This window comes from Nesterenkonia sp. F, assembly GCF_000220985.1.
Lineage (GTDB): Bacteria > Actinomycetota > Actinomycetes > Actinomycetales > Micrococcaceae > Nesterenkonia.
Genome location: NZ_AFRW01000116.1, coordinates 53,554 through 65,652, shown reverse-complemented (window position 1 = coordinate 65,652; position 12,099 = coordinate 53,554). Strand labels below are relative to the sequence as shown.

At 71.6% G+C, this 12,099-nt stretch carries 8 protein-coding genes, 4 tRNA genes and 1 riboswitch; of the genes, 7 read left to right on the top strand and 5 right to left on the bottom strand.

The genetic code is table 11. The features are described from left to right. The first annotated feature begins 2 nt into the window (after positions 1-2). Both dnaE and nrdR read left to right on the top strand, forming a co-directional pair. Positions 3-3,548: a DNA polymerase III subunit alpha gene (gene dnaE / locus GU5_RS0109840; protein WP_010525409.1), complete on the top strand. Its 3,546-nt coding sequence runs from the start codon at positions 3-5 to the stop codon at positions 3,546-3,548. A 151-nt stretch (positions 3,549-3,699) separates the two neighbouring features. Next, positions 3,700-4,206 carry a transcriptional regulator NrdR gene (nrdR, locus tag GU5_RS0109835; RefSeq protein ID WP_010525408.1) on the top strand — a complete coding sequence of 169 codons (507 nt, stop codon included), beginning with the start codon at positions 3,700-3,702 and terminating at the stop codon, positions 4,204-4,206. A 108-nt stretch (positions 4,207-4,314) separates the two neighbouring features. Here the strand turns inward: nrdR and rpe are convergent, their stop codons facing one another. The 5 genes from rpe to GU5_RS15150 all read right to left on the bottom strand — a co-directional run bounded on the left by rpe (position 4,315) and on the right by GU5_RS15150 (position 9,572). Continuing rightward, a complete protein-coding gene (gene rpe, locus GU5_RS0109830) occupies positions 4,315-4,983 on the bottom strand; it encodes a ribulose-phosphate 3-epimerase (RefSeq protein WP_010525407.1) in 669 nt (222 codons plus the stop codon). A gap of 49 nt (positions 4,984-5,032) precedes the next feature. Next, positions 5,033-6,721, bottom strand: a complete 1,689-nt coding sequence (locus tag GU5_RS0109825; RefSeq protein WP_010525406.1) for an RsmB/NOP family class I SAM-dependent RNA methyltransferase — start codon at positions 6,719-6,721, stop codon at positions 5,033-5,035. Further along, complete coding sequence (locus GU5_RS15155) at positions 6,718-7,869, bottom strand: methionyl-tRNA formyltransferase (protein ID WP_010525405.1); 1,152 nt, start codon at positions 7,867-7,869, stop codon at positions 6,718-6,720. The genes GU5_RS0109825 and GU5_RS15155 overlap by 4 nt, the downstream gene beginning before the upstream one ends. Positions 7,870-7,983: 114 nt before the next feature. Further along, positions 7,984-8,583 (bottom strand): peptide deformylase, encoded by a 600-nt coding sequence (gene def / locus GU5_RS0109815; RefSeq protein WP_010525404.1) that lies wholly within the window; start codon positions 8,581-8,583, stop codon positions 7,984-7,986. A gap of 83 nt (positions 8,584-8,666) precedes the next feature. Then, the gene (locus tag GU5_RS15150; protein ID WP_050806661.1) at positions 8,667-9,572 is read right to left on the bottom strand and encodes a cytochrome; all 906 of its coding nucleotides are present in this window, start codon (positions 9,570-9,572) and stop codon (positions 8,667-8,669) included. Between the two features lie 318 nt (positions 9,573-9,890). On the opposite strand from GU5_RS15150, the gene GU5_RS0109805 reads away from it, so the two are divergent. The 5 genes from GU5_RS0109805 (at position 9,891) to ribD (ending at position 12,096) form a co-directional block, all read left to right on the top strand. Further along, positions 9,891-9,964, top strand: a tRNA-Gly gene (locus tag GU5_RS0109805). A gap of 192 nt (positions 9,965-10,156) precedes the next feature. Continuing rightward, positions 10,157-10,227: transfer RNA gene (locus tag GU5_RS0109800), tRNA-Cys, on the top strand. Between the two features lie 44 nt (positions 10,228-10,271). Further along, a tRNA-Val gene (locus GU5_RS0109795) sits at positions 10,272-10,343 on the top strand. A 26-nt stretch (positions 10,344-10,369) separates the two neighbouring features. Next, positions 10,370-10,443, top strand: a tRNA-Gly gene (locus tag GU5_RS0109790). 81 nt (positions 10,444-10,524) lie between these two features. Next, positions 10,525-10,656, top strand: a riboswitch (FMN riboswitch). Between the two features lie 348 nt (positions 10,657-11,004). Further along, entirely contained in the window at positions 11,005-12,096 is a 1,092-nt protein-coding gene (gene ribD / locus GU5_RS0109785; RefSeq protein ID WP_010525402.1) for a bifunctional diaminohydroxyphosphoribosylaminopyrimidine deaminase/5-amino-6-(5-phosphoribosylamino)uracil reductase RibD, read from the top strand. Positions 12,097-12,099: the final 3 nt, after the last annotated feature.

The following is a 12,099-nucleotide window of genomic DNA, read 5'->3' as shown; positions in this document are numbered from 1 at the left end:
CCATGGCCTCCACTGCAGACTTCGTCCACCTGCACAACCACACCGAGTACTCGATGCTCGACGGAGCGGCCAAGATCGGCGAGCTCTTCGAGGAGACGCGCCGACTCGGGATGTCCTCGGTGGCCACCACCGACCACGGGTTCCTCTTCGGCGCCTACGAGTTCTGGAAGACCGCCCAGAAGCACGATGTGAAGCCCATCGTGGGGCTGGAGGCCTACCTCAGCCCGGGCACCCACCGCTCGGACCGCCGGCGTGTGAAGTGGGGCGAGGGCATCAAGGGGGAGAAGGACGTCGCCGGCGGCGGCGCCTACACCCACATGACCATGTGGGCGGAGAACACCGCCGGGATGCACAACCTCTTCCGGATGGGCTCGCTGGCCTCCATCGAGGGCTTCTTCTACAAGCCGCGCATGGACCGCGAGCTGCTGCAGAACTACGCCGACGGGATCATCGCCACCACCGGCTGCCCCTCCGGCGAGATCCAGACCCGGCTGCACCTCGGCCAGTACGAGGAGGCGAAGAAGGCCGCCGGAGAGTTCCAGGACATCTTCGGCCGGGAGAACTTCTTCTGCGAGCTGATGGACCACGGCCTGGACATCGAGCGCCGGGTCAAGAGCGATCTGCTCAAGCTGGCCAAGGAGCTCAACCTGCCGCTGGTCGCCACCAACGACCTGCACTACACGCATAAGCACGACCACAACGCCCACGGCGCGCTGCTGTGCGTGCAGTCCAACTCCACCCTCGACGATCCGAACCGCTTCAAGTTCGACGCCGAGGAGTTCTACCTGAAGTCGCCGGCGGAGATGCGCGAGCTCTTCCGCGACTTCCCCGAGGCCTGCGACAACACGCTGGCCATCGCCGAGCGCTGCCACGTCGAGTTCGACGAGTCGGCCTCCTACATGCCGAACTTCCCGGTGCCCGAGGGCGAGACCGAGGAGTCCTGGTTCATCAGGGAGGTCGAGCGCGGGCTGGCCTACCGCTTCCCGAACGGCGTGCCCGACGACGTGCGCGAGCAGGCCAAGTACGAGATCGGGATCATCACCCAGATGGGCTTCCCGGGCTACTTCCTGGTCGTCGCCGACTTCATCACCTGGGCCAAGGAGAACGGCATCCGCGTCGGCCCCGGTCGCGGCTCCGGCGCCGGCTCGATGGTCGCCTACGCCATGCGCATCACCGACCTCAACCCGCTGCAGCATGGGCTGTTCTTCGAGCGCTTCCTCAACCCCGACCGCGTCTCGATGCCCGACTTCGACGTCGACTTCGACGACCGGCGGCGCTCCGAGGTCATCCAGTACGTCGTCAACAAGTACGGCGACGAGCGCGTGGCGATGATCGTCACCTACGGCACCATCAAGTCCAAGCAGGCGCTGAAGGACTCCGCGCGGGTGATGGGCGAGCCCTTCTCCACCGGCGAGCGGCTCACCAAGGCCATGCCGCCGGATGCGCAGGGCAAGCCCACGCCGCTGGCCGAGATCTACGACGAGCAGTCCTCGCGCTATGCCGAGGCGGTCGACATGCGCGAGACGCTGGAGGCGGATCCGCGGCTGAAGGAGATCTTCGACCTGGCCACCGGCATCGAGGGGCTGAAGCGCCAGTGGGGCGTCCACGCCGCCGGCGTCATCATGTCCTCGGACCCGCTGCTGGACATCATCCCGCTGATGAAGCGCGAGCAGGACGGCCAGATCATCACGCAGTTCGACTATCCGACCTGCGAGACCCTGGGCCTGATCAAGATGGACTTCCTGGGGCTGCGGAACCTGACGATCATCTCCGACGCGCTGGAGAACGTCCGGCAGAACCGCGACGTCGAGCTGGACCTGGAGACCCTGCACCTGGAGGACCGGCCCTCCTACGAGCTGCTGGCCAAGGGAGACACGCTCGGCGTCTTCCAGCTCGACGGCGGGCCGATGCGCCAGCTGCTGCGCCAGATGCGCCCCGACAACTTCGAGGACATCTCCGCGACCATCGCGCTGTACCGCCCCGGCCCGATGGGTGCGAACTCGCACATCAACTACGCGCTGCGGAAGAACGGCCAGCAGGAGGTCACGCCGATCCACCCGGAGCTCGAGGAGCCGCTGAAGGACATCCTCGACACCACATACGGCCTGATCGTCTACCAGGAGCAGGTCATGGCCATCGCCCAGCGGGTGGCCGGGTACACGCTGGGCCAGGCGGACATCCTGCGCCGCGCGATGGGCAAGAAGAAGAAGGAGGAGCTGGACAAGCAGTACGTCGGCTTCCACCAGGGCATGCTGGACAACGGCTTCTCCGAGGAGGCCGTCCAGGCGCTCTGGGACATCCTGCTGCCCTTCTCCGAGTACGCCTTCAACAAGGCCCATTCGGCCGCCTACGGGCTGGTCGCCTACTGGACCGCCTACCTGAAGGCCAACTACCCGGCCGAGTACATGGCCGCGCTGCTGACCTCGGTGGGGGAGAACCGCGACAAGCTCGCGCTCTATCTCAACGAGTGCCGCCACATGGGCATCACCGTCACCCCGCCGAGCGTCAACGAGTCCACGCAGAACTTCACCCCGGTCGGCGACGACATGATCCGCTTCGGCATGGGGGCGGTGCGCAACGTCGGCTCCAACGTCGTCGCCGGGCTGGTCGAGGCGCGCCGGGAGAAGGGCGCCTTCGAATCCTTCTCCGACTTCCTGAAGAAGGTCCCGCCGCATGTCTGCGCCAAGCGGGCGGTGGAGTCGATGATCAAGGCCGGCTCCTTCGACGACCTGGGCTACACACGGAGGGCGCTGGTCTCGGTCCACGAGCAGGCCGTCGAGCAGGCGGTGAAGCAGAAGAAGGACGCCCTGCAGTACGAGACCGACATCTTCGGGGCGATGTCCGGCGGAGAGGACGGTCTGGACGACTTCGACGCGGTGGCCGTGCCCGAGATGCCCGAGTGGGACAAGAAGGACAAGCTGGCCTTCGAGCGCGACATGCTCGGTCTCTACGTCTCCGACCACCCCCTGCAGGGGCTGGAGCGGGTGCTGGCCCAGCACGCCGACCGCTCGATCACCTCGCTGCTCGGCGAGGACGGTCCGCCCGACGGCGCGACGGTGACCATCGCCGGGATGATCACCACGCTGCAGCGCCGCATCGCCAAGTCCTCTGGCAATCCCTATGCCCGCGTGGAGGTCGAGGACCTGGGCGGCACCATCGAGGTGATGTTCTTCGGGAAGGCCTACCAGCCGGTGTCCATGGTGCTGGCCGAGGACCTGGTGGTGGCCATCAAGGGCCGCATCCAGCGCCGCGACGACGGCTCGGTCTCGATGTCGGCCCAGGAGATGATCGTCCCCGAGCTCGACGACGAGACGAGCACCGGGCCGGTCGTGCTCTCGGTCCCGAGCCAGCGGGCCAGCGAGAAGGTCGTCACTCAGCTCGGCGAGATCCTGCGCCGGCATCGGGGCTCCAACGACGTCCACGTGCGGCTGCTCTCCGGGGCGACCATCGAGGTGATGCGACTGGGGCCCGACTACCAGGTCACGCCGTCGCCGTCGCTCTACGGGGATCTGAAGGTGCTGCTGGGGCCGAGCTGTCTGGAGTCCTGATTCGTTCGCCGACACGTCCCTCCCCACAACATCTTGTGTGCATGGATTTGATGGCCACCACATCTAGTGCGTAGACTCGTGCCGTCCGGCGGATCGCGTCGGAACAGCGTCCGACGAGCCGCCAGCGGACCGGGGAGAGGAGAGCGCCGCGATGTACTGTCCGTACTGTCGCCACGACGCGTCCCGCGTGGTCGACTCGCGGATGCTCGACGACGGCTCCGGCATCCGACGCCGGCGGCAGTGCCCCCAGTGCTCGAAGCGCTTCACCACGATGGAGACCACGTCGCTGAACGTGATCAAGCGTTCCGGCGCCGCCGAGCCCTTCGACCGATCCAAGGTCATCAACGGCGTGCGCAAAGCCTGCCAGGGACGGCCGGTGTCCAGCGACGACCTCGCCGTGCTGGCCCAGGAGGTGGAGGAGACGGTGCGCGCCTCGGGCAACGCCGAAGTCGACGCGAACGACGTCGGCCTGGCCATCCTGCGCCCGCTGCGCACCCTCGACGTGGTGGCCTACATGCGCTTCGCCTCCGTCTACCGGGGCTTCGACGGCCTCGACGACTTCCAGGAGGCCATCGACGAGCTGCGCCGCGAGGAGGAGATGCCCGGCGGGACCGCCGACGGCGTCACCGTGGTGCAGCCGCGCTTCGGGTTCCGCTAGACTCGGGGCCGTGGTCGCCCGCGCGGCGGCCGCATCGCAGTCTCCGGCGGTGCTCTCGACAGGGGAAGGTCGGGAGCACCGCCGGTCTTCGTCTCGGGGCCCTGCGGCTCAGGAGTCCAGCAGTCCGCGCAGGTCCGCGATCGCGGCGTCGGGGTCCTCGGCCGCGTAGACCGCCGAGCCGGCCACGAACGTGTCCGCACCCGCGTCGGCGGCGCGCAGGATGGTCTCCGCGTTCACCCCGCCGTCGATCTGCACGGCGATCTCGCCGCCCAGGTCGTCGACCGCCTTCCGCGCCCGGCGGATCTTCGGCAGCACCAGGTCCAGGAAGGACTGCCCGCCGAAGCCCGGCTCGACGGTCATCAGCAGCAGCATGTCCAGCTCGCCGAGGATGTCCAGATAGGACTCGATCCCGGTGGCCGGCTTCAGCGCCATCGCCGCTCGGCTCCGCCGGGCGCGCAGCTCGCGGGCCAGTCGGATCGGGGCCTGCGCGGCCTCGGCGTGGAAGGTCACCGACTCGCAGCCCAGCTCCGCGTAGCGCGGCGCCCAGACGTCGGCGTCCTCGATCATCAGGTGGATGTCCAGCGGCAGGTCCGTCGCCGCCCGCAGCGACTCCACCACCGGCAGGCCCAGCGTGAGGTTGGGCACGAAGTGGTTGTCCATGACGTCGACGTGCACGGCATCGGCGGTGCTGATCCGGGACAGCTCCCGCTCGAGGTTCGCGAAGTCCGCGTTGAGGATGCTCGGGTGGATGCAGGGCGTGCGGGGCGAGGGGGTCACGGGTCGATCCTCCTGGTCGATCGGGTCGGTGGGCTGCGTCGAGCTCCGGTCAGGCCGGGCGGTGCAGCAGGGCGAAGAACATCGCGTCGGTGCCGGTGACGTGCGGCCAGAGCTGGACCATGCGGGACCGGTCGGCGACGGCGGCGCCGGTGTCCGATCCGTCCGGCGACGTCGGCGACGTCGGCGACGTCGGCGACGCGGCGGCCAGCCGGGCGCCCTCGGGCAGCGCGACCATCGTCATCGGGTCGTGCGCGTCGAGCAGCTGCAGCTCCGGATGGCGGCGCAGCACGTCGTCGATCTGCACCACGGTCTCGGCGGCGTGCGGCGAGCAGGTGACATAGCCCAGCAGGCCGCCGGGGGCGAGGACCCCGACGGCGGCGTCGAGCAGCTCGGACTGCAGCACCGTCAGCTCGGCGAGGTCCGAGGGGCTGCGCCGCCAGCGCGCCTCGGGGCGCCGACGCAGCGCGCCGAGTCCGGTGCACGGGGCGTCGAGAAGGATCCGGTCGAAGTCTCCGCGATCGTCGTCGCCGATGGTGCGCCCGTCTCCGGTGCGCAGGCTCCAGGCCTCCTCGTCCACGGCGTCGAGGGCCTGACGGACCAGCTTCGCACGATGGTCGGCGGGCTCGTTGGCGAGCAGCCAGGCTTCCTGCTGGGCGGCCAGGGAGGCGAGCAGGGCGGCCTTGCCGCCCGGCCCGGCGCAGAGGTCCAGCCAGCGCTCCCCGGCGACGTCGGGGTCGACGGTCTCCGGGGTGAAGGCCGCCGTCAGCGCCCGGGCGATCCACTGGGAGCCGATGTCCTGGACGCGGACGACGCCCTCGCGCACTCCGGGCAGCCGGCCCACGTCCCCGCCGCGGAAGACCACGGCGTCCTCGATCAGCGGGCTCTCCTCGCCGCCGACCTCCACCGCCGCCGGCAGGTGGCGCTCGCCCAGCTCGGGCAGGCCGACCAGGTGGACCTCGGGGGCGGCGTTGTCGGCGGCCAGGAGCTGCTCCAGCTCGTCGGGCTCGCCGCGGCCGTGCAGCCGCAGCGCCTGGCGCAGCGCCCGCACCACCCAGGACGGATGGGCATGTTCCAGAGCCAGCGCCTCGTCGTCGCCGGCGGAGGTGCCGCGGGCGGAGGCCAGTTCGGCGATCCAATCGGCGCGCGACTTCGCCCCGACGCGACGCAGCACGGCGTTGACCAGGCCGGAGGGGCCGGCTCCGATCTCGCCGCGGACCAGGCCGACGGTCTCGCCGACGGCGGCGTGGTCGTCGACCCGCATGCCGAGCAGCTGGTGGGCGCCCAGCCGCAGCGCGTCGAGCACCGGCGCATCGAGGGAGCCCAGCGGCCGGTCCACGCAGGCGGCCAGGATCGCGTCATACGTGCCCTGGCCGCGCAGCGCGCCGTAGGTCAGCTCGGTGGCGAAGCCGGCGTCGCGGCGGTCGAGCTTCGCCCTCCGGATCTCGGCGGGCAGCACGAGGTTCGCATAGGCGTCGTCGGCCGAGACCGCGCGCAGCACGCGGAAGGCGGTGCGACGGGCGGGGTCGGCCGTGCGCGTGCGCGCCGAGGGAGCGCTGCGGCTGCGTCTCCGCGGCGTCGAGCTGCCCGCACGGGACCGCTGACGGCCGCCGGCGTCGCGCGGTGTCGAGTCCGCGGAGCGGTTCTGCCGATCCTGCCGGTCCTGCCGTGCTCGACGGTCGGGACGGTCGGGACGGTCCGACGCGCCGTCGCCGGAGCCTCGGTGCTGCTGCGGGGTCATCGCTGCTCCTCCCGGGAGGTCTGCGGCCGGGCGTCGGCCGGGTGGGAATCGTCAGAGGACGACGGACGCTCAGATCTGTCGCGCGACGACGGGACTCCCGATGCGACGTCCTCCGCCGCGGGAGCCGTGCCCAGGACGGGGGTCTCGCGGAGCCCGCGGTGCCAGGCCGCCGGGTCCATCATCTGCTTGCCGGCCGGCTGCACGCCGCGCAGCACGACGGGCCTCCCGTCGCCGGCGCGCAGCGTCAGGACCGGGCCCGCACCGGGACGGTCCTCGGGCGCCGGCAGGACAGCACCGACGGGTGCCTCGTCGATGTCGTCAGGGGTCTCGGCCTCATAGGGTCGGGCAGTGCCGAGTTTGAGCCGCGTCTCGCCCAGCAGCGTCCAGGGGCCCGGCTCGGGGGTGGTGGCGTTGATCCTGCGGACCACTTCCGCGGCAGGGTGCCGCGGGTCGATGAAGGCGTCCTCGCGGGTGAGCTTCGGCGCGTAGGTCGCCTCGCCGACCTGCGGCTCGGGGACGGAGCGGCCGGCCAGCAGGTCGGGGAGCAGGGCGATCAGCAGGCGGGTGCCGACGGCGGTGAGCTCGTCGAGCAGCTCGCCGGAGGAGATCTCCTCGCTGATCGGCAGCGGGCAGACGCCGTGGATCGGGCCGGTGTCCATGCCCGCCTCGATCTGGAAGACCGTCGCGGCGGTCTCGACGTCTCCGTCCAGCACAGCGTGCGGGACGGGCGAGGCCCCGCGATGGGCCGGCAGCCGCGAGTAGTGCAGGTTCACCCAGCCGTGCTCCGGGGCGTCGAGGGCGTGCTGGGGCAGCAGCGCCCCGTAGGCGACGGCGACCCCGAGCCGAGCGCCGGTGCGGCCGATCGCGGCGGAGACCTCCTCGTCGACGCGGGAGGCGCGGATCACCGGGATCCCGGCCTCCTCGGCGATCTGTGCCACCGGCGAGGGCGTCATCCGTCGCCTGCGTCCCACAGGGGCGTCAGGCCGGGTCAGCACGGCGGCGACGTCGACGCCGGCGGCGAGCAGTCCGGTCAGGCAGTCGGCGGCGATCTGCGGAGTGCCGGCGAAGAGGATGCTCCCGGCGGCCGACGCGGCGGGATCGATGCGGCGTCCCACGTCGGCGAGCGACGTCTCGGTATGGTGCTGCACGAAGGTCCTTCCCGGGAATCGGTGCTGTGCTGGTCGATCGGCGGGCGGGGCGGGCCCTCTCGGACGGTGCGGGCCGTCGGGCTCCTGCGCGACGCCCTCCGCCGGGCCGCGGGGTCAGCGGCCCGCGGCGAAGAAGCTCCCTCCCGCGCTCGGGGCGCGGCGTGCGGCGGGGGAGGAGTCGGCGTCCTGCGGGGTCTGCCGCAGCGTGCGCAGCGCGGCACGCTTCTCCTCGCCGACCAGCCGATCCACGAAGAGCCGGCCGTCGAGATGGTCGGCCTCGTGCTGGAAGCAGACGGCGAGCAGTCCCGAGGCCTCGACGTCGACGCGCCCGCCGTCGGGGGCCAGCCCGGTCAGCCGGGCCCGCTGCGGACGTCCCACGGGTCCGTGCACGTCGGCGATGGACAGACAGCCTTCGCGGACGAGGTTCGTCCCTGTGGCCGGGCCGGCCGCGGAGTCGTGCGGGGTGAACTCCGGCGAGCCGGAGGTCTCCACCGTCGGGTCGACGACGGCGCCGCGGGAGCCGGCGACGTCGTAGGTGAAGATCCGCAGTCCCACGCCGACCTGCGGCGCGGCGAGGCCGATCCCGCCGACGGCGTCCATCGTGGTGAGCATGTCCTCGATCAGCCGGCGCACCGAGTCGTCGACGACGCCGACCTCGCGGGCCGGCGTGCGCAGCACCGGGTCGCCGATCATGCGGAGGGGGAGAACTGCCATGGTGTCGATCCTACTGTGCGAGGGACTGCGGAGGTCGTGCGTCGGCCACGTGGAGCGCGGGCGGGGCCGGGGGACGCTGCGCGCTACGCCGTCGACGGGGTCGCGGTGTCGTCCGGCGCGCGCGCCGGCGTGACCTCCGACGCGGGTGCCGGCGGCGGGCCGATCGGGCGCAGCGCGGGGCCGGCCTCGCTGGCGCGGCGCATATGCTCCCAGACCTGGCGCAGCGCCCAGAACTTGTGCCAGTGAGACTTCAGCACCTCGGGGTTGGCCTGGACGGGCACCACTTCGCGGGCGGACAGGGCCACGCCCAGCAGCACCGGGGAATCGGCGCCGTGCGGCCACGGCGTCCATCGGCCGGCGTCCGCGTCGACGAGCATCTCCTCGGCCTGCATGCCTGCGACCAGCTGCATCACCACCGACTCGCTGAGCGGTTTGGCGCGGCCCTTCCGCGTCAGGCCTTTGGTCTTGAAGTCGATGATGCAGGTGCGGCCGCCGATCTCGGCGACCAGGTCCAGCGTCCCGGCGTATCCCAGAGTGTGGTTCCAGACGGTGACCTCCGCGGCCAGCGGCTTCACGGCGAAGGTCTGCCACCAGTGGTCGAACTGTTCGGCGAAGGCCAGCTCATCGTGGGTGCGCAGCACCTCGCGGGCGGCCTCGGCCTCGTGCTCGGCGTCCAGGGCACGCAGAGCGACCTGCTCGGCGTAGTGATGGACGCGATCGCCCCGCGCTGCGGCGTCGTCACGGAAACGTGCGGCGGCCGAGGAGGCCCGGCGCGCCAGGGAGCGCAGCTTCGTCGTCGAGCCCACCGCGTCGGGGAGCCGGTCGTCGGCGATGAGCTCGGTGGCGGCCATATGGCCTGCCCAGCCGGTGAGGTCCTTGTGCTCCTGGCCGATCACCGTGGTGATCGAGGGGACCTCGGGGACCGAGGTCGTCGAGCGCGAGTACATCCGGCCGAAGTCGGTGGCGTGGGCGAGGCTGGGCTGTGTCATGTCGCCGACCAGTCTGCCATGACCGTCGCGGAGCGCGTCCGCCCGGCGTGCGGCGACGGGGCGCAGGCGGTCGGCGGCGGGTCGTGCGGCGGCGTCCTCGCCCGCCGTGACGGGGATGAACGGAGGGCTTCCGCTGCGCGTGACGGGGGTCACCTGCCCTCGATTGGACGCGGCGGGTCGGACTCCACTAGAGTTTCATGTCGTCGGAACGCAGAGGTGACGACGGGCCGCCCCGCTCCGGGACGGCGACCACGAGAGTGTGAGACACTGTCAGGGTCGCCTGACGAGGGGTTCCCGCGGAACCGACGCAGACGACAGGCGGATGTAGCTCAGCTGGCTAGAGCATCACCTTGCCATGGTGAGGGTCGCGAGTTCGAATCTCGTCATCCGCTCGACGAGCTGCATGCCATGCGGCGGAATCGGTCCTCCGAGGCCGTCGCATGCTGCGGTTCGCTCTTCGCCGCCCGGATCCGTCCGGCGGCGGAGGGGCACTGCAGACGGCGTGCGGGCTCCGGCCCGGCCGCTGGACGTCGAGCAGGCCTCGCAGGATCCTCCGGGATGCGAGCGAGGAGCTGATCGGGTACGGTGGGGTGGCCGAGTGGCGAGGCAGCGGCCTGCAAAGCCGTCAACGCGGGTTCGAATCCCGTCCCCACCTCGCACGACGGTCGAGCTGTCCGCAGCCGGCCGACAACTGAACAGGCGCGATTGGCGCAGCGGTAGCGCGCTTCCTTGACACGGAAGAGGTCACTGGTTCGAACCCAGTATCGCGCACTGGATGGTCTATACTGATCATCCGTGCGGATGTAGCTCAGCTGGCTAGAGCATCACCTTGCCATGGTGAGGGTCGCGAGTTCGAATCTCGTCATCCGCTCTGGAGCATCACCGAGAGGCCCGGAATCCGACAGGATTCCGGGCCTCTCTCATGCCTGTGGCAGACTGGACCTCGACACACCACGTGCTCCGGGATCGGTGGAAGTCCGAACCGGCGGTCACAGCCCGCGACCCGCGGTCGTCCCCGACGTCCGCGGCTGAACCGGTGGAATTCCGGTGCCGACAGTCAGAGTCTGGAGGGGAGAAGCACGCTGGGGGTCGGACGCGTCCCGGGTCTCTCCGCGGGCCGGCGCCGCCCTCCGCCGCGCAGGCGCCGTCGTCCCGGAGCTCCTGGCATCCACGAGATCCGCCGGACCGGGGAGGACACGACGCCCATGCATGCTCCGCGCTCTCCGCGCTCTCCGATCCCGCTGCGCCCCTCGGGCTCTTCGTCCCTCGTCGTCCGGCGCCGTCGCCCGGCACCGCCGGAAAGCCGCCCTGCGGCGGCCCGACCCGTCGGCGCCGGGGACCGGACCGGGCATGTCTCGGCCCGTCGCGCTGTTGCCCCGCGAGGAGCGGGCCGTGCGACGTCGTCGCCGGACCGCGTGCGGAGAGGGCGGCGATGACTGAGCACGAGAAGCACATGGCGGCCGCGCTGCAGGCCGCCGACCGCGGCGTGCGCGGAGTGAATCCGCTGGTCGGAGCAGTGCTCGTCGACGATTCCGGCGAGGTGGTCGCCGTCGGCCACCACCGCGGCGCCGGGCACCTGCACGCGGAGCGCGACGCGCTCGCCCGGGCCGCCGCCGAGCGGCCCGACGTCGATCTGACCACCACGACGCTCTACTGCACCCTCGAGCCCTGTCGGCACCACGGCCGCCAGCCCCCGTGCGTGGAGGCGATCCTGGCCGCCGGCGTCCCGCGCGTCGTCCACGGCGCCGCCGATCCGACCGCCGACGCCGGCGGGGGAGCCGCCGAGCTCGCCGCGGCCGGCGTGGAGGTCGTCTCCGGAGTGCTGGCCGCGGCGTGTCGTCGGCTGAACCATCGATGGAACCTCGCCCGGCAGCAGGGACGTCCCTTCGTCACCGTGCACCTGGCGCAGAGTCTGGACGGGCGCATCGCCGCCGCCGACGGCACCAGCCAGTGGATCACCTCGGCGGCCTCGCGGAGCCACACCCACCGGATCCGCTCCCGCATCGACGCGATCCTGGTCGGCAGCAGCACCGTCGCCGTCGACGACCCCCGGCTCACCGCCCGCGACGCGTCCGGCGAGCCGCTGGCGGCGCAGCCGCTGCGTGTGGTCATGGGGCGTCGCCCGGTGCCGGAGGATGCGCGGCTGCGCGGCGGACGTCCCGAGGGGGAGGGGTGGCTGCAGCTGCCCACCCACGATCCGCTCGAGGCGCTGCGCCGCCTGGCCGCCGCGCAGCTCGACGGGCGCCCCGTCCGCCATGTGCTCGTCGAGGGCGGATCCCGGGTGCTCTCGGCCTTCTTCGCCGCCGACCTGGTCGACGAGATCTTCGCCTACCACGCACCGGTGCTGCTCGGGGAGGGCCCCAGCAGCGTCGGAGCCATCGGGGTCTCCACGCTGTCCGAGGCGCCGCGCTTCCGGCCGGACTCCGCCGAGGACGGGCCCGTGACGCTGATGGAGGACGACGTCTGCGTCCACCTGGCCCCCGACCCCCCGTCGTCATCCACCCCAGCGAACAGGAGCAGCTGAGAG

Coding starts and splice junctions, on each gene's coding strand:
- nrdR (WP_010525408.1), top strand. CDS start 3,700: ATGTACTGTCCGTACTGTCGCCACGACGCGTCCCGCGTGGTCGACTCG.
- GU5_RS15150 (WP_050806661.1), bottom strand. CDS start 9,572: ATGACACAGCCCAGCCTCGCCCACGCCACCGACTTCGGCCGGATGTAC.
- GU5_RS0109825 (WP_010525406.1), bottom strand. CDS start 6,721: ATGACCCCGCAGCAGCACCGAGGCTCCGGCGACGGCGCGTCGGACCGT.
- def (WP_010525404.1), bottom strand. CDS start 8,583: ATGGCAGTTCTCCCCCTCCGCATGATCGGCGACCCGGTGCTGCGCACG.
- dnaE (WP_010525409.1), top strand. CDS start 3: ATGGCCTCCACTGCAGACTTCGTCCACCTGCACAACCACACCGAGTAC.
- ribD (WP_010525402.1), top strand. CDS start 11,005: ATGACTGAGCACGAGAAGCACATGGCGGCCGCGCTGCAGGCCGCCGAC.